The sequence below is a fragment of the Methylococcus mesophilus genome (assembly GCF_026247885.1).
GTDB classification, from domain to species: Bacteria; Pseudomonadota; Gammaproteobacteria; order Methylococcales; family Methylococcaceae; genus Methylococcus; species Methylococcus mesophilus.
Genome location: NZ_CP110921.1, coordinates 3,220,305 through 3,238,019, shown reverse-complemented (window position 1 = coordinate 3,238,019; position 17,715 = coordinate 3,220,305). Strand labels below are relative to the sequence as shown.

Genomic DNA, 17,715 nt, shown 5'->3' with positions numbered 1-17,715 from the left:
ATCGATCGGTGGAGTATTCATGACGGTTCAGAAGTTCTTCGTCAACGATATCAACGCCATCGTCGATGCAGTGCGGAGCGGGGGAGATGATTTGCCCGAACCGGCCGCCAAGCCGGGTATCGGCGCCCGCACCGGGGTGGGAGCGCCCAAGCGCGGCGGCGGCATCGCCTCCCCCCTCAGCGAGACGACGGCGCCGAACGCAACTGGCGAGTTCTGGGCGGATCGGGAGTATTACCCGGCTCGGGATATGCAAACCACCGACGGCGAGTTCGTCATAAAGTACGCCGCCATCAAGACGTTGAAGTTCCAGGATGCCAACGGCGAGGCGGTCGAGTTCCATTTCGCCGAGCCGGACCCGGATAAAGCACTGGGGACGACGGCATGAAAACGATCGAGCGGCCCGGCGATCCGTTCGACCTGGTGCGGATCGTCGATATCCGGTCCCAAGGGCTGCTGTGCACGCCGACCGCCGGCAACTATCCGGACGGCTGGGGCGAGCCGTTCAAGGATGCTGAAGGAGCGCCGATCCACCCGCCGCTGGGCACTTACGCCCCGGCGGCGGGAGCCATCGGCGTCGAGCTGTCGGCCGAGACCGATCCCAAAAAGCCCAAGGCCCTGCGGGTCCAGCGGCGCGCTTCCGGCCGCAAGGTGGGCAATTGCCTGGTTCAGCGCAAGATCGGTAAGCGCTGGATTCGGGTGTCGTTCGACGGGCCGTTCAACCGGGTGTTCGTCGATAACGACCTGCAGCCCTACGGCTGGGATGTGGGCACGGACCGCTACTCCGAGGAACCCTGGAGCAATTACATCTACCTGCGCGGAAAACGGCTGTATATCGACGCCAAGAAAAACGTTTACGACTCGGATTTCTTCGGCAAGATCGTCGGGGTCGGCATCCGCGACGAGAACACCCTGGTGCTGGCGGCCATCCATCGCAACGAAATCGCCTTCGCCCCCCTCGATATCTCGAAACCTTATGCCGACGGTCAAACCGTGTCGGTGACGTATTACAAGCTGACGCCTCAGGTCCAGGATCTGCCGGGTTATACCTTCTACCCCGGTTTCACGGTCAAGCCCACGCCGCCGGGCTTCGTTTTTCACGGCCCCATTTATCCGCAGATCGATACGCCGTTTGAATTCAATTCGGATTGCACGCAGGCCTCCTGCATTGCCAAAAGCTATCGCTTCCCTGACACCAGCATGTATGTGGCGCGGCGGCACTGGCGCATTGCGAACGGCTATAAATCCGAGGAGGAAGGCGACGTCGATTCCGAGTTCAGCGACGGCGTGCCCTACAACTGGGCGAATAGCGACCTGGCCGACGACGTGGAAGCGGTCATCACGTTCCTGAACGAATCCCCCATGGAGTCGGTCATCAACAAATTGGGCGCGGCGCGGTTGAATCCCAATTTCAAACGGGTGCCGTTTTTCCAGCGCTATCTCCATGACGTGGAATTGATCTGGAGCCAGGATGACAAGAACAAGACAAATAAAAAGAAGGTGCTATCCGCCGTGCAGGGCCGGGCGACACGGGTGGATGCGCATCAAGGGGTGAGTCGTTCTGGACGCCCAACAGCGCCCGGGTCGAAACGCTCAACCCGCACACGGCGACCGTGTCCTGGTCGACCTACAAGATATACAACACCAACCCCGATCCGGCGCAGTTGATCGCGACCGGGTCGCCCGGCGATTACGATCCGGGCCGCAATAATAATCAGCGCCACGCCGGAGAATCCTTCGTGGATTACACCATCGAGCGGGGCTACGAAAGCCATTTCGACCTGCCCGTCTACGTTTATTACGACGACGAGGACATGAAGTCCTTTATCCGATTCTTCGGGAAGATACTTATCAATACACCGAGAAAATAAGATTTCACGCCTCTGGTGTGGTACCGGTCGGCGAGTCCGGGATGGGATCGACCGGCTACGGGGAGGAAATCTCGGGAAGCAGTATCGTCGGAATACAGTCGCACGACGGCGCCAATCAGAAGGTGTACTACTTCGGCAGCGTGGATACGGTGTATGGCGAGGACTACACCGACAATACCTGCCGCAAGGCGCGTTCGCTCAAGGTGTATGCCTCGCATCCTTATGCGGGCTACCCGGTCATGGAGCGGGTAACGATCAGGGACGGCACGGGAGAGCCGCCCCCCGGTCCGCCCTACGACACCGCGTACGGCATGAACGGCGTGCCGGGCGAGTTCTTTTTCATTTCGGAAGGGCTGATTTACGTCGAATCCGACCTGTTGGCGCGCATCATTTGGATGGACCCCCGGCAAAACAATTACCTCTTCGCCAAGTCGACGCACCAGGGCGCGTGGTATGGGACAACCGTCCAGAACAGCACGGACCCGTTTTTCGACGCGCGACTCTCGAGCATTCTGTATGGCGTGGCTCCGGGCTTGGCCTCGGGCGAGATCGTCAATATCGATACGCTGGAGAAGTTCCTGGGCGGCAAATTCATGACCGAGGTATTGCACACCGGGTGGCCGGAGACGGAGGGTGCGCTGGTGAAGTGCAAGTCGTTCAAGTCGATCGACTATGGCGGCTGTGTCACGCTGCCGGACTCGGGGATCACCGTGGCCTCGTTCAAGCTTCCCGTCTGGCACGAAAGTGCGGACCCGCCGCAGCGGTTGCGGTACCGGACGTTCAGCGCGATCTCCACCGGGCAGCAGCTGCGCGAAGTGACCGGATTGAGCGCGGGCGCCCCGGGCAGCTACGCCGATTTTTACGCGCCGTTGAATTTGTATTAAGGGGAAGCGGCTGGCCGAATTTTGACCGCAATCGCTACGAAATCCGTACCTGGGGCATCCGGATGCGCCTAAGAGCCGGGGAGGTACTGTACCGGTCGGAAGAGGACCTCAGGAAACCGCTCGAATCGGTCGTGAAGAATCGAGGGTGGAGCAGTTCATTCTGGATCTGGGGACGATTTGAAAAGGGGGCCTAGGATCACGCCTCTATTTGGAGTACGGCTATCCCTGTGATACGGACGCGTCTCACGGCCATCGAAGATTTCACATTCAATCTCGGAGGGGGAAGGCTACAGACGTCGGCCCTGCGGCGAAAAGTGAATCAGCGGGACTGGATCGCCGCCGCGAGCGAGCAGGGGCGGTGGGTGTATGGCGGGACAGGGTGCTCCCCGGATTGGTCGCGCGGCGAACCGCAGAATGTTTGCAGCTACTCGGGCAAAACTGATGTCAAGAGGAGCAGAAACGTGACCCTACTCCGTTCCCCGTCGGCGGTCGGCCGTGTAAACTGACCCTTATATCCCGAAATGACGCACAACACAAGAACCAAAAACGTGGCCCTTGCATATAGCAAAGAAAATGCACTGAACGCGATTTGTCCTTACTTCACGATGTTCCCGTTGGAGTACCCCGCCAAGGTACTCAATAAGCATCGCAAAGAAAGGCCCGTTGTTCTCGACCCTTTTTGTGGTCGAGGCACTACTTTGTTTGCCGCTCGCACGCTCGGGCTTGCCGCATGGGGTATTGACACATCTCCGGTCGCTGTTGCCATTGCCAGGGCCAAGCTCGCAAGCTGCGATACTGAAGAACCTCTCCGGCTTGCCGAAAGGCTAATCTCAGAAGTCGATCCATCGGAGATCCCCGACACAGCATTCTTTCGATCTGCATATCACCGCGACACGCTTAGAAATGTCTGTGCGTTGCGAGAAGGGCTGCTAAACCTCGGGGCGGAGACCGATGCATCCGCCATCCTGCGCGCTGCGGCCCTGGGCTGCCTGCACGGCCCTGTCCCCAAGCACATGGAGAACGCGGGCTATTTCTCGAACCAAATGCCCAGAACCTACGCGTCGAAGCCTGATTACGCGGTGCGTTTCTGGAAAGAAAGAAAGCTAAAAGCCCCTAGGATTGACGTTATTCGGGTGCTCCGTCGCAAGATCGAGCGTTTAGTAGGACTAGAGCAAGAATCTCCATGTCCGATATCTCAAGTCTTGCATGGCGACGCTCAGTCGGTCGAAGTGTTTCGATCGGTTAGTACTGCACCGTCAGTTGTAATCACATCCCCTCCCTACTACGGAATGCGGACGTACGTTCAGGATCAGTGGTTGAGAAACTGGTTCCTCGGCGGCCCTGATTTCATTGACTATTCGGCCGGCCCCCAGCTTGACCACGGCGGACAGAGCGTCTTCGCGACTTCACTCGGAAGGGTATGGCGAAATATTGCTGATAGCGCAGATTCTTCTGAAACACTGCACATGTACGTCCGCTTCGGCATCATTCCTTCTGCCGCAGTCGACGCGAAAAGTATTTTCAAGAACTCATTGGAGGAATCCGGTGTCCCGTGGCGCTTGGTGTCGACCCGCCCTGCAAAGTCCGCAGATGCTGGCAAGCGGCAAGCCGATCAGATGAAAGCTGAATCCGCCGCCGCCGTTGAATTCGATTTTCACGTCGAACGAGTTTAATTTCAGCAGCCATTACTGGTGGTAGCGCAACTTCGCTTGCTTCGGCGTCGGTCCGGACGTGATCTGGTCCGTCATTTCTTGATTACAGAACTCGTCGACATAATCTTTGATCGCATGAGCTGTCTCAAGAGCCTTCTTGTCGTGAGGGACGTGCCCGGCAAGCGTCATCGGCATAATCACCAGGCACTTAGCCATCGCGCGAGAGATGGCCACGTTTGTCCTCTCTAACTGCATGAGGAACGCTTCCTCCCCCATGATCACGTCCGCATCCCCGACACCAAAAGTCACGATGATTGTGTGCCGCTGACCACCCTGGAACTTTTCCACGGTATCAACCGCCGAGTCGATCAAATCCGGCGGATCAGACGGAAATATCGACCTCAGTTCGCGAACCACCAACGCGCGTTGGGCGCGATGTGGCGTCACGATTCCAATACACTGCCCCCAGAACTGATCGGGCGTTGGCGCCGCATGCGTCACGGCACCTCGCCCATCAAGTTCCGCGCTCACTGTCTGCCTAAGGCACCAGGTCAAGGCGGCGACGATCTTTGCTTCAAAGGAATTGCTTTGCGACGACAGGTCATCGTCATGGAGCAACGTCAGCACCTTCTTCTTGGGGTCCAGAATTTGCGGCCACAAAGTCGACCAAGGCATGCCGCCTGGAAAGCCGGATGCGGAAGTAGGTACTGCCGCCAAGAGATGAAGTGCCGTCGCGGCGTTTGACGCCTTCAACGTCGCTCGGTAGCCGATCGTACGAGCATAGGCCACTATGTCCTCCGCCGAACGGTAATTCTCTTCGAGCGGACATGAAACGATTTGGCTGCCAAACGGACGGTCGAGCAGGTATTTCTGGATGCTGCCCACCAAGTATTCGGCACCGTTGGGTGGCTCAAGCGCCATGATTGGCGGCATCTGAAGGTGGTCGCCGGCAATGATCAATCGTGCGTCCTCTTTCAGAGTGGCCAATGCTGAGATTGCTGCGGTTACCTGAACCTGAGAGCTTTCGTCGATGATGACAACGTCGAAAATCGGCCCGACACTGCTACCACACGTCCACTCCGCGAGCTTGTAGGCCTGCATCATCGCAGTGCCGACAATCGTGACAGCATCGGCCTTTGCCAGACTGGCAAGACAGTCCTGTGTTTCCTGATTGGTCCGGTCGAGCTTGAATGACTCGACGCGTAGATGCGAGCTACCCGCTGGAAATGCCTTTGGAGCTTGCGACGAGGAATATCCAACATATACCTCGGCAGGGCATGTTGCGTCGTTATCCAGCGCATCAACAACGCGACCAATAATCTCTTCAACAGCTTTGTACGTTGGCCCGGCGACCAGTAGCTTCAATGGCTGCCGGTTCGGCGCGGCATCATGGACAAGACCATGAATGCATCCGGCAAGGGTCTGGGTCTTTCCAGTGCCTGGAGGACCCCAGATGATCGTCAGCTGCTTTTCCGTCGCGTGGGCGACAGCATCGGTCTGACTACTGTTCAGGTTGTGCTTGGCCTTGGCGTAGGCAGCAACCGATGCAGCTGGCGTTGCAGCCACGACGGACGTTGCGTGAAGAATGTCGGCCTCCCAGAGCACTCGGGCAAGAGGGGTAACTGGGTCTGTGCCGGGTCGCGGCGGCCTCGCCCCCATCGCAGTGGCCGCATTGCTATCAGCGACCGCGAGCGAAGGGTTGCCGACAGTAGTCAGAATATTCTTGGCCGTCTCGTACCATTTGAATGATCCTTGACCTTTAGTGATGAAGATATCGTTCAGGAGGTCGATGGTCGAATTGTCCCGCAGGTACGGGAAAAATGCGGCTTCACGCCAGTTAGACAGATTCAATACGGCCTTACGCGTGCTGCGATCGAACGACACGAGGGTCACCGACAGCGACGACCACAATGGCGTAGTGATCGTCTGATCCGATCCCGAATATGGAGGCGAACCGGCGGCGACAATGTCCTTTGCGCGCAGGAGAGGAAGTCCGGGATGAGCTTCTTTTCCCAGAGCAAGGTACCCTTCGTTATCATCAAGCTTCGCTTCTGTTGACCCCGCCAACACGTCGAAATTGTATTCGGTCGGAATTCCGGTCGGTTGGCCGTTGGTGAGTCGAACTGCCTCATAGCTGGCTTCCAATGCTTCGGCATCGAGCGCCAAGCGCTGGTGCGACTCTAGCTTTCTGGTGTGGTACTGCAGCTCCTCCCACCAGATCCAAAGCTTGCTGTCGAAAGCAACATCCCGGGCACCCTGCGGAATCGAGAGGGTTAGCTTGGGAGCGTTTGCCTTGAGTTGCCCTCTGAAGTCCGTGCGCAACTTCTCAACGACACTGCTCAACGCGCGACACTGCTTTTCCAGCGCATTACCAAATTCCTGAATAACAGTGTTTCGAGGGACTGTAACCGAGCCACGCTTAATCGTGGTCACATTGCTCCAGATCTCGTAGATGCGCTCTCGTGGAATACCGTTGGTCAGAAACTCTCGATAGAACGCGTCTCCCTGCCGAATCGGCCCAGATCCGGAATAGTAGGCTTCGGCGGTGTCAAATAGCGTGATGACGTGAGGTGTCGGTGCGAAGACGACGCGCTGGACAATCTCGTCTACGAAGACGACACACGGGCTTACCGCACCGTCAGGCTTCTCAATGAGTTCATCGGCAGGGAATAGCCATGCCAGAGCCTTGGTCTTGCGGTTGGTAAGACTCAACACCTTGGGTAGGTGCCGCCCCATTGCCGCACACAGCTCCTCGAACTGGCGCTTTTCCCAGAACGCGATTTGCGCGGTGAGAGGTGTCTTGCCCGCTGCGCGGACAAACGCTTCAGACTGGTCAACCATGTCGGACAGGGTCGATAGCAGTCCTTCAAGGGCGACCCACTCATCGCTGAGGCTTTTCTGGTCGACGACAAAACACTTGGTGGCGAACTGTCGCGGAGTCTGTCCGCTTACGTAAGCTGTTGCCCTGCCAAATATCGATAAGCCTGTTAGCAGTCCAGCGCTGGGATCGAAGTTAACTGTTATGGCGACATGCAATTGCGGCCAGGGAGCCAGGCTTGCCAGCACCGCTGAACTGTCCACACTGGTCGTCGATGAGATCAGAGCTTGGGCACGAACGGGGATACGGCTTCGTTCCTTCTTGAGATGGCTGTGCTGCTGAAACGCAGGATGCGCCGAAGGAGCACTCGCTGCGCCTGCTGTGTTCTGAATGGCATTGATCTGGAGCGTTTTCCTTGCCCCCCGAGTCATGCCAGCAATCTGACTCAAGTGCCCAGTCAGCTTCGCCGCCGGATAGCAGTAATGGGCTGGCTGTGCCGCGATTCGCGCCTTGTCCTTCGAATTTGCCCACTTCTCGTGCCCGAGCCAGTCACAAGCGCTACAGCGACCATCGACGTGCCATTCGAGATTCTCCCAGCCATTGGCTGAAGCGTCACCAATGGTGATGACCCGGAGCAAGTCTTCCCTGAAGAAATGCAGCACGGTAGGTAGGTAGAAACGAAGGTTGGCATCCTCGCTGTCGGCGATCAGCACGTCGAGATATTGGTCGGGCGTTGCCGGAGAGGAGCCCGACATCAAAGCGCCTAGCGCAGATTGGCCTTGCTTGAATCGGGTCCACAAGTAGCTGCGGATGGTCACAAAGTAGCTGTTCTGTAGGCCTTGGTCGACGATCCAATTGGCGAGAAAAATCGCGTAAAGCGCAACCTCAGCAGAGTAGCTGGGATTGGCTTCGCTGGTGTGCTTGACATCAATAATGCTCAGCGCACGACGAGTTTCGGTCGTTGGATCGATTGGTCTCCGGCATCCATCTGCGCCGACCTCTTCGTCGTCGACTGTCGCCTGGCGCACCACAATGATGTCAGGGATAAGTCCTGCGATCCTTGGAACCTGGGCAACTTGGGCTGGTTGGAGACCAATGTTCGCCATGACGGCATTTTGGAACGCCGATGGCTCAAACTTGCCTTGCAAGATGATCGAAGGCAAAGCCGTGACCTTGCCGAGCAATGAGGCAAGCGGTGCCTTGACCGGCTTGTTCGCCCCTCCTTTGTCGGGCTGATACATGACCAGGTTGCCGAAAGACTGGATCAATTGGTCATTCCGCTCATCCTCAAAATCGCGGCCTGCGGTTTGCAGAACTCCAATGCCAGGCCGTGCCTGTAGAGGAACCGGCATGCCATTAGCGTCCAGCTCCGAGTCCTCGTGTAGCGACAGATAAAGCTCGCGGTCGCACTTCGTGCGAAGGAACATCGAGAGTGTGCTTTTGGAGATTCTCTTTCTTGCCATATTGGTCGCCCATCCCATAGATTTGGCCGATCTGCCGTTGTCCGACTTACAAGAGCACGCGATAGGCTCGCTTGTCGGCATCACTCGACCTAATGATCCGGTACTCCATGCCACTGGCCACCGCGATCTGCTGGGCGAAGTCCTTCTTGGCCTGCACTACCGCATCCTCAATCTGCGAATCGTTCTTGACCTCGACGATCACGTACTTCAGGCTGCCGTCCGGTTCTTCCCGCTGGAAGATGAAGTCCGGGTAGTAGCTGCGCACGGTGCGAGAATCCGGGTCGATGTACTGGATGAAGAAATCGGACTGGCCGTGGGTCAGCATCCCGGTGAAGTAGATCTTCTTCACCCGTTGCTCGCGCAGCAGATCCCAGAACAGCCAGTTCTCCGAGCCGGAGTCAAAGCAGTAGGTGTCGAGGTGGAAGCTCTTGGCGCGCTCTTCGTCCTTGATCTGCGCGTCGTTCATCCGGACGATCTTGTCCTTCGCCGCCGATACCTCGTAGTAGCCGTTCGGGGGCATCTTGATCAGATCGACCTCGTGCTCTTCGGTTTGCTGCGACTCGTCAAGGTCGTAGAGCTGGCGGAACAAGCGCGGGATGATCTCGTCGTAGAGAAGCTCATTGAACTCGTTGGTGATGGCCACCAGTTCGTCGGCACCTTCCTTCGTCGCGTCGAGCAGCTCCTCGATCTCCAGCGGGCTTCGGTTCAAATAGCGGGACACCTCGGCCACCAGCGATAGCCGTGAGAAGGCTCGCTTTTCCCGGCGCGAGGTCAGGTCAAAGGTGCGACTGCCAGAGGCGCGCGCCGCATCGGCGGCGGTCAAGCCGTCCTGCTGAGTTTCAATCAGCCGGTACTTCTCGACCAACGTGTTCCAGCTTTCCTTGTCGGCGCGGTCGAGGCCCAGCGTCTGGCCGGGCACAAGCGCTTTCTCGCGTATCTGGTACTGCTTGCGCACACGCACCAGCTTGATCTTGACCGGCGGCTCCACCACGCGGATTTGCACCGGCTCCTTGTCTTTCCCGGTCTTTTGCAGCTCGTCGGCGCTGATGCGGAAGTTCTGCTGCAGCTCGTCGTTCAGCGTGTTGAGGTTGTCGTCCGAAAGGAAGACGTGGCCGGTGTGCTGGGCCTCCCCGATGGCGCGCAGGCAGCGCATCGTGGCCTGTAGGACGAACACCTTGGATTTGGGCTCGCGGAATAGCCCTACGCCGAACAGCGAGCGGCAGTTCCAGCCTTCGCGGCCCTTGTTGACCAACAGGATGAACTGCTTGTCCGAGCCTTCGGTATCCAGTCGGTTGAACTCGCGGATGTCGTCGTTGGTGGTGAGCTTGTCGTCGCCCACGTTGACCAGGATGCGCGAGGTCGGGATGCCGTGCTTAAGCAGCGCGCGTTCCACCGCAGGTCGCAGTTCTCCGGTCAGCTCGTCGATGGTGGCGGCGAAGAACGCCAGCTTGGGCAGCAGCCCTTCTGGGCGCACTTCGCCGGATTCCTTCAAGAAGTTCTCGATGGCGATATCGACAAACTCGTCGGTGCGGGTGTTGGCATAGCCGTGCAGCGTCACCTTCTTGAGGAACCCCTTGTCGATGGCCTCCTTCAGGCCATAGGCATAAACCACCTCAGGCAGCACCTCGCGGCCCACATAGGGCGTGCCGGTGTAGTTGTAGCAGGCGACCACACGCGTGCCTGCCGCATTGAGGCTGGCGGCAAGGATGTCGATGGTGGTGCGCAGGCTGGTGTCGGTTTCTTTGGCCCCGACGCCCATGTCCTTGGCCAGCGCCTTGCCGAAGGCGTGGTGGGCCTCGTCCACGTAGATGCCGAGCTGCTCCAGGCGGCGAAGTTTCTCGAAGCGCTGGTTGGTGGTGAGCTCGCCTTCTTCCTCGGGCTGGTCGAAGTTGTAGAGATCGGCGGCATCGGCATAGACGCCGTTGGCGGCCAGGATTTCGCCGGTCGCGCCGAACAGCTTGTCGACGGAGGTTTTTTCCTTGTGCTGGCGCTTCAGGATGATCTTCTGCGTGTTGGAGACAATGATGTTGAAGCGCGAGCGATCCAGCGTGTCCAGCGAGGTGCCTGCTTCTTCGAGGTAGTGGAAGCGCAGGTGCGTGGTCAGGAAGTTGACGTACTCCGGCGGCACGACGCGGGTCAGGTCGAACGCCTCGATCTCCTTCAACGATTGCAGCACAGTTTTGTCCGGGGCGAACACCAGCGCGTTGTGGCAGTAGCGCGCGTCCTTCTCGAACTTGTTGCCCAGCAGGAACTCGTAGAAGATGCAGGTGGCCATCAGGATGGTCTTGCCCGTGCCCATCGTCAGGGCGAAGATGTAGTTCGGGTAGGCGCGAGAGTTCTTGCGCATCTTCTCGAACAGTAGCTTGTACGAGCCCAGTTCCAGCTCGTCGGACTCCCCAAACGAGAACATCTCCTGGCCGGCGGTGCCGAGGAAGGAGCCGAACTTGCGGCCCTCGAACTTGCCGCTGCGCTCGTACCAAGCCCTGAATACCTCCTCGACCTTGGCATTGCCAAGGAACTCTTTGAGGAGGACGTAGGTTTCCAGCGCCTCGAACTGCGGCTGGCGTAGGAAGGCCTTGGGGTTCTTCTGCGGGTTATTGAAGTCGAGGAACTTGCGGGTAAGCTCCTTGTAGTTCTGCCGGATCGCCCCTCGGTTGTCCTTGTAGAACTGCCACAGAAAGCGGAAGAAGGCGAAATCCAGCGACGCGCCGGACGCGCTGGCTGCCTTGCCGCCGGCCTTCGCGGTTGCACGCTTAGCCGCCATTGCTGATGCTCCCTTCCCACGACTCCGAGAGCAAGTCGGTGATCTTCACGCGGATCGTGCCTGCGTCGTCTGGCACCTTGTACGCGCCCTTGACCTGCTCGCTCTTGACTGGGATGTCCACCACCGCCGGTTGCAGCACCGCGCCGTCGTAGTTCCAGTCGATAAGGACCGATTCGACCAGTTCCTTCCAGTCCTCGACCGATTCCTTCTGCAGCGAGAGCTTTTGCAGCAGATTCATCGGGTAGAACCTCTCAATGACCAGCTCGCTACCCTTTACCACCACCTTGGCCTGCGAGTCGCGCTTGAACTCCAGATCGGTCTTGTCGCGCAGGATGTCCACTACTTCCACGTCGATCTTGAACGGCTTGGCGGCCAGTTCCAGTTGCGCTGCCAAGTCTGGCTCGTGGCCCATGCAGACGAGGGTGATCTTCTCGACCGGGCGGGTCGGATGCCCGTTGTGACGGTGCTGCCACGCCTTCTGGTCAAAGTTGTGGATCAATTCGTTCAGGTCGGCGCGTGTGGCGATCCGGTTGACGGGCATGATCTTGACCATGCGCCCGTCCCTCTCGCCGTCGAACACAGTGCTGAACTCCAGCTTCTGTACCTCCAACGCCTCGATCAACAGGTCTTTGGCCTGAACGGGGTTGCGGAAGATATCGTAATGATTGACGTTGTGAACCTCGAATCCGGTGAAATGCGTTTCCTTCGAATCGAGCGACTGTTGCCGTAGCTGACTTCCAAGTTCGATCAACCGTTTGGTCGTCGTCTGAATTGCGCCAAGATTAATATCTGCCCCAATAAAGCGCCGACCGAGCCTCATGGCGGCAGCCTGCGTTGTTCCTGACCCCATGAAACAGTCAAGTACCAGCTCTCCTGGCCTCGAACAAGCCAAGATGATTCTCTCCAGCAGTTCCTCTGCCTTCTCGGTCGGATAGTCAACGTACTGTGGATCTTTCATTGTCCACACGTCCTGAACGCGGTTTCCATCATCTTCGTCCGCGTACCGGATTAGCCTTGGATTGCCCGACGATGACCATTCGATCTTTCCTAAGGTATCGAACTCGTCGAGCTGTGCGTGGACGTATGCCCAATGACGTCCTCTCGGTGGCGGCATTCCGCGCCACGGCTGTCCTGTCTCGCCGGCACGCTCGCCAGGAGCGTGTAGCGCTACAGTCGTGTACCTGCGGCCAGCACTGTCGACCTTCTCGTAAATCCGTGCCAGGTCCTCCGAATCCTTCTCCTCACGGAGCTTGGTCCAGGCGTAACCCTCACCGCCCTTCCGATAGAAGAAGACTGTGTCGTGAATATTCCCGAAGGCATTCAAGTCCGAATTTTTCGGATTGCATTTAATCCGTGCGATCTCGTTGCAGAAGTTGCCTTGCCCGAAGACTTCATCCAGGATGCATCGAATGTGGTGGCTCTTGTGCCAGTCGCAGTGAAGAAAGATCGCGCCGCTTGGGCTGAGGTGACCTGCTCCCCGAGATTAGTCCGGTCGTGATGTAGAGTCTGCCTCGATAGGAGGCAGCATGAAGAAGCGTTTCACCGAAGAACAGATCATTGGCATCCTGAAGGAAGCCGAAGCCGGCCTAAAAGTAGCGGAGCTGTGCCGCAAGCACGGGCTCAGCGAGGCGACGTACTACAACTGGAAAGCGAAATACGGCGGCCTGACAGTGTCGGATGCGCAGCGGCTCAAGGCACTGGAGACCGAGAATGCCCGGCTCAAGCGCCTGCTGGCGGAGGCGATGCTGGACAATGCTGCGTTGAAAGAGGTTGTAGGCCGAAAGTGGTAAGCCCACAAGCCAAGAGGGTGGCGGTCTCCCATCTGATGACAAAGCACCAGATGGGCGTCACGCGGGCTTGTGGGCTGATCGGTATTTCTCGGTCGCTGTATCGCTACGAAGCTAAGCGGCCAGTAGACCAGGAGCTCAAGGAACGACTGTGCGAATTGGCAGCGCAGAAGCGGCGCTATGGGTATCGCCGGCTGCACGTGCTACTTTGCCGAGAGGGTTGGGAAATCAACCGAAAGCGCACCTATCGCGTGTATCACGAGGCCGGCCTGATGGTCCGCAAACGAAAGCGGAAGCGCATTGCCGGCGTGGAGCGCCAAATCAAGGTCGCGCCATCGGCGCCTAACGAGAGTTGGTCTATGGACTATGTTTCGGACGGTTTGGCCGATGGTCGGCGGCTGCGGTGCCTGAATATCGTCGATGACTTCACGAAGCAGTGCTTGGCCATCGAAGTCGATACTTCGCTGCCTGGCAGACGTGTAGTCGGTGTGCTGCAACGGCTGGCAGAGATCCGCGGATTGCCCAAATCAGTCACCGTCGACAACGGCCCCGAGTTTGCCGGCAAGGCTTTGGATGAATGGGCCGATAGCCAAGGACTGTGCTTGAGCTTCATCCAGCCAGGTAAGCCACAGCAGAACGCCTACATCGAAAGCTTCAACGGCAAATTCCGGGATGAATGCCTGAACGAGCATTGGTTCGTCTCGATGCGCCATGCTCGCCAAGTCATTGAGGAGTGGCGTCGGGAATACAATGAGCAACGCCCCCACAGTTCGTTGGCTTACCTGACGCCAGATCAGTTTGCAGACACATTTTTAACCGCAGACTCTATGTCCGTTTCGGACTAAATCGGGGAGCAGGTCAGAGGAGTTCTTTCAGCAGAAGTAAGCGCTCGTACAGGAATTGAAGGTATTCGTCGTTCGTCCAAATGTCCCCATACTGCTTCTCCTCGAACGCCGCTTGATCTCCTTTCGCCTTGTTTCCCCGGAGAGTGACTGACTTTCTGTAGTCGGCCTTTGAGTCGAATGGAGGGTCGATGTAGATCAGGTCAATCCTTCCTCTGAACTGCTTGAGTAGATGGCTCATCACCTGAAGGTTGTCGCCCCAAAAGATCTTGTTGCGCCATCCGTCCACTTCGTCGCCGTGGATTTCCTTCAGCTGCGCCGGGTAGTACTGGGTTGACGTAAAAGGTCGCTTGCCGCGCCAGTTCAGCATCGGATAGCCCTTGATGGGCTCGAATTCATACTTCTCCACTGTCACCGTGCTGCTAATAGCCGGCGTCGTGAGCTGCAGGGCATCCTGCACGGGTATTTCGTTCTTCATGTCTAGGCAGTCCTGAAAGCCCAATTCTTGTTGTCGCAATAAGCGCGCATATCGCAGTTCTGGCACAGCTTGGCCGGGCGTGCGGCGATCTGGTAGTCCTGTCGCTCGATGCGGGCGACGATGTCGTCGAAGCGTGCGATGGTCTTGCCGATGGCGCGGTCGTCTTTGGTGAAGGAGACGTAAGGATTGCCGCCGTCCTCTCCGGTGTAGTACAGGTGCATCCGGCTCACCTTCTGGCCGGTGCGCTCCTCGACCAGATGGGCGTACACCTCCAACTGATGCTGGTACTGGCGCAGGCGATCCCGATCCTTCTCCATGTCGGGCTTCTTCTCCGACTTGAAGTCGATGATCTCGACCGTGTCGTGCTCGCCCCGGATCAAGTCAACGCTGCCCTTGAGGATGTACTGATCCTTGATGAGGGAGATCTCGACCTCGGCCTCCTTGATGCGATCCCAGTTGCCGTTCTCGCGCTCGTAGTAGCGCAGCACGTGCAGCAGCGCCGCCTGCTGCGAGGAGGGTGCGAGGTAGACGCGCTCCTTCTTCGAGAGCATGGCGTAGTTGGCCGAGAACCAGCCCTTGATGGCATCGAAGGTAATGCTGGCTTCTTCGCCGCGCAGCACGGTCTTGTGGATGTCCTCGATGGTCTGATGCACCAGCGTACCGAACAGCATCGGGCTTTCGCGGATGGGCGCGAACTCCAGCTCCTTGAAGAAGCGGTATTGCTCGGCGCAGTTCTCGAACACCGTGATGTGCGAGGTGAACGAATACTCGCGCTTGAGGTTGATCTGCTTGATGGCCTCGAAGGTCAGCGCCGACAGATCAACGTCACGCCAACGGGGCAGCTCGTAGAACAGCCGCTCGAAGTATTTGGACGGCGATTTGCCGCGCCCCTGTTTTTCCTGCGCCGCCAGCACCAGCAAGTTCTGGGCACGCGAGAAGGCGGTGTAGAACAGCCGCCAGAAGTCGAAGTTCTTGATGTGGTCGAGCGGCTCAAAGCGTTCCTTGGAAAGGTAGCCGCCATCTTCCAGAAGCACATCAAGTGTTCCGTACTGCTTGCGCGGCACCGCTTCCAGCGAACCGCACACCACCACCGGAAACTCCAGCCCCTTGGACTGGTGGATAGTCAGGAACGAGACGCAGCCCTTGGGTGCGTACTCGGCCTCGTCCTCGTATTCGCCGATGCCGCCATCCTGCAGGAAGCGCAGGAACTGATTGAACAGGTCACGCAGATTCTTTTCCAGCCACTCGGGGTTGAGCACGCTGACAAAGTGCAGGTACTCGAACTTGGTGAGCAGCTTGGAGAAGGTACCAAGGTTGCGCGCGGCGCGCCCCTTGTCCACACCTTGCACGGCCTCATCAGTGAGGAAGCGCGAAAACAGTGGGAACTGCAGCAGCTGATAGAACAGGCCGGAAAAGGCGTAGTCAGTGTTCTGCGTCAGCACGGCGTGGCGCTTGGCAAGCGGGCGTGCCCAGTCCAGCAGCGGCTTGTTTTCCGGCTTGCGTAGCTCGTCGATGAATGGCTTGAAGCACTGGTGGTCATAGTAGTCCCAGATGGGCAGCGTGACGCCTTCGGCCCACGCCCGCACCTTGGGAAACTGAGGGAACAGGAAGATCAGTGCGCCGATCATCAGGCGGATCTCCTCGCGCTCGAAGAACATGTTCGAGCGGGGAGAAAACACGGGCACTCCCTGCGCTTCGAGGAAGCGCGCCAGCGCCACCACCTTGTCGTTCTTGACCGAGCGAAACAGGAAGGCGACCTGATTCCAGTCCGCAAGCTGGCCGGAGGACTTCAACCCGTTGAGAAAGGCCAGAACCTCAGCGTGCCAGTTGGTGGTGTCGTCCTTGTCGTCACTGGCGGTCAGCCGCAGCGCCGTGGGCAAATCGGGAAAGTCATCTTCGCGCGGAACGATCTGTTTGGCGAAGCGAAACACGCGCATGCCGTCGTCCCAGGTCTGTTCACGCATCCACTCGTTGTAGAAGCGGATGATGTCCGGGTGCGAGCGGTAGTTGACGGTCAGCTTGACTTGCTTGCACTGGCCGTCGTCGAACAGTGCCGGGAACTCCAGAATGTTGCGGATGGTGGCCCCGCGAAAGCGGTACAAGCCCTGATCGTCGTCGCCCACCACGCACAGATTGCGGCGCTCGCCCGCCAGCAGCAGAAGGATGCGTTCCTGAATGGTGTTGGTGTCCTGGTACTCGTCCACCATCAGGTGGGTGAGCTTGTCGCGCAGTTGCCCCAGCACCTCGGGGCGCTTTTCCAGCAGTTGCAGGGCCTCGTACTGGATGCCTGAAAAGTCCAGCGAGTTGTGCTCGTGCAACAGAGCCTGGTACTTGGCAAAGCAATTGGCCAGGGCGCGGATTTCTGGATCAGGGGCCGCCGCCAGCGAGGTGCCATCAAGCGCCTCCTCTCCGACCTTGTTGAGCCACTTCAACAGGTTCTCCGACTGCGCCCAGCGGCCCGTCTGGTCATCGCCCATGACAAGCTCGGCGTCTGGTATTTCGCGGAAGTCCTTAATGTGCTGGTAGAGGAAGTACTGCTGGTCGAACTGGTCGAACAGCGTGAAGCTGCGCTTGAGCCGTGTGAACTCGCGGTAATCCTCCAGCAGACGAAGGCAGATGGAGTGAAATGTGCCGAGGTACATCTCGTTCAGGTTGAACTGGATGCCCAGCGCGGCCAGCCGGTTGGAGATGCGGGTAGTGAGCTCGCGCGCGGCCTTGTCGGTGAAGGTGACAACCAGCAGAGACTCGGGTGCGACACCCTTGTGGGTGATGAGATAGACGATCCGCTCAACAAGGGTGAAGGTTTTCCCCGATCCTGGCCCGGCGATGATGAGCACCGGGCCATCGGTGGCCAGAATGGCTTCAAGCTGCTGTGGATTGGCCTTGGACTGGAGTGAGGTGGCGCTGGAGGTCATTCCGCCACCTCGTCGTCATCAACCGTCGCCTTGCCGATACGGCTTGCAATCCACTCGTCCAGATCGCCGCGTCGGAAGCGCCACGTCCCGCCCAGCTTGAACGCCGGGAGCTTGCCGCTCGCCGCGAGGCGATAGACCGTACGCTTGCCTGCCTTAAGGTAGGTGGCAACCTCGTCAAGGGTGAGGATTTCGTTCGGCTGGTCGCTCATCGGCTTTCCCATGTCATTTGCGCGGTGTTTGGTTT

General features: G+C 58.4%; 12 protein-coding genes and 1 pseudogene. 7 read left to right on the top strand and 6 right to left on the bottom strand.

The window, feature by feature from the left end; genetic code table 11:
- Positions 1-19: 19 nt before the first annotated feature.
- The 6 genes from OOT43_RS15340 (at position 20) to OOT43_RS15320 (ending at position 4,425) form a co-directional block, all read left to right on the top strand.
- Entirely contained in the window at positions 20-385 is a 366-nt protein-coding gene (locus OOT43_RS15340) for a hypothetical protein (RefSeq protein WP_266021430.1), read from the top strand.
- A complete protein-coding gene (locus OOT43_RS15335) occupies positions 382-1,665 on the top strand; it encodes a hypothetical protein (protein WP_266021429.1) in 1,284 nt (427 codons plus the stop codon). The genes OOT43_RS15340 and OOT43_RS15335 overlap by 4 nt, the downstream gene beginning before the upstream one ends.
- The gene (locus OOT43_RS15330) at positions 1,611-1,868 is read left to right on the top strand and encodes a hypothetical protein (RefSeq protein WP_266021428.1); all 258 of its coding nucleotides are present in this window, start codon (positions 1,611-1,613) and stop codon (positions 1,866-1,868) included. The genes OOT43_RS15335 and OOT43_RS15330 overlap by 55 nt, the downstream gene beginning before the upstream one ends.
- 41 nt (positions 1,869-1,909) lie before the next feature.
- A complete protein-coding gene (locus OOT43_RS15325) occupies positions 1,910-2,752 on the top strand; it encodes a hypothetical protein (protein ID WP_266021427.1) in 843 nt (280 codons plus the stop codon).
- Positions 2,753-2,979: 227 nt separating this feature from the next.
- Positions 2,980-3,258, top strand: coding sequence for a glycoside hydrolase family protein (locus tag OOT43_RS20645; protein ID WP_394358018.1), 279 nt, complete (start codon positions 2,980-2,982; stop codon positions 3,256-3,258).
- Positions 3,259-3,273: 15 nt separating this feature from the next.
- A complete protein-coding gene (locus OOT43_RS15320; protein ID WP_266021426.1) occupies positions 3,274-4,425 on the top strand; it encodes a DNA methyltransferase in 1,152 nt (383 codons plus the stop codon).
- A gap of 12 nt (positions 4,426-4,437) precedes the next feature.
- Here the strand turns inward: OOT43_RS15320 and OOT43_RS15315 are convergent, their stop codons facing one another.
- The 3 genes and pseudogenes from OOT43_RS15315 to OOT43_RS15305 form a co-directional block, all read right to left on the bottom strand.
- A complete protein-coding gene (locus tag OOT43_RS15315) occupies positions 4,438-8,685 on the bottom strand; it encodes a DEAD/DEAH box helicase (RefSeq protein WP_266021425.1) in 4,248 nt (1,415 codons plus the stop codon).
- Positions 8,686-8,731: 46 nt separating this feature from the next.
- The gene (locus OOT43_RS15310) at positions 8,732-11,449 is read right to left on the bottom strand and encodes a TnsA endonuclease N-terminal domain-containing protein (protein WP_266021424.1); all 2,718 of its coding nucleotides are present in this window, start codon (positions 11,447-11,449) and stop codon (positions 8,732-8,734) included.
- A pseudogene (locus OOT43_RS15305) lies at positions 11,439-12,902 on the bottom strand (DNA methyltransferase); the annotation flags it as partial. The pseudogene OOT43_RS15305 and the gene OOT43_RS15310, both read right to left, overlap by 11 nt.
- 73 nt (positions 12,903-12,975) lie before the next feature.
- On the opposite strand from OOT43_RS15305, the gene OOT43_RS15300 reads away from it, so the two are divergent.
- A protein-coding gene (locus tag OOT43_RS15300) for an IS3 family transposase (RefSeq protein ID WP_394358008.1) occupies positions 12,976-14,081 on the top strand; the annotation gives its coding sequence in 2 pieces (ribosomal slippage) (positions 12,976-13,234 and positions 13,234-14,081; 1,107 coding nt in all).
- Positions 14,082-14,094: 13 nt separating this feature from the next.
- On the opposite strand, the gene OOT43_RS15295 is transcribed toward OOT43_RS15300, so the two are convergent.
- The 3 genes from OOT43_RS15295 to mads1 are packed head-to-tail and all read right to left on the bottom strand — an operon-like array spanning position 14,095 to position 17,680.
- Positions 14,095-14,556, bottom strand: a complete 462-nt coding sequence (locus tag OOT43_RS15295; protein WP_266021423.1) for a hypothetical protein — start codon at positions 14,554-14,556, stop codon at positions 14,095-14,097.
- A 2-nt stretch (positions 14,557-14,558) separates the two neighbouring features.
- On the bottom strand, positions 14,559-17,471 hold the full coding sequence (locus OOT43_RS15290; RefSeq protein ID WP_266021422.1) for an ATP-dependent helicase: 2,913 nt from the start codon (positions 17,469-17,471) through the stop codon (positions 14,559-14,561).
- Positions 17,468-17,680 carry a methylation-associated defense system helix-turn-helix domain-containing protein MAD1 gene (gene mads1, locus OOT43_RS15285; RefSeq protein WP_266021421.1) on the bottom strand — a complete coding sequence of 71 codons (213 nt, stop codon included), beginning with the start codon at positions 17,678-17,680 and terminating at the stop codon, positions 17,468-17,470. The genes OOT43_RS15290 and mads1 overlap by 4 nt, the downstream gene beginning before the upstream one ends.
- Positions 17,681-17,715: the final 35 nt, after the last annotated feature.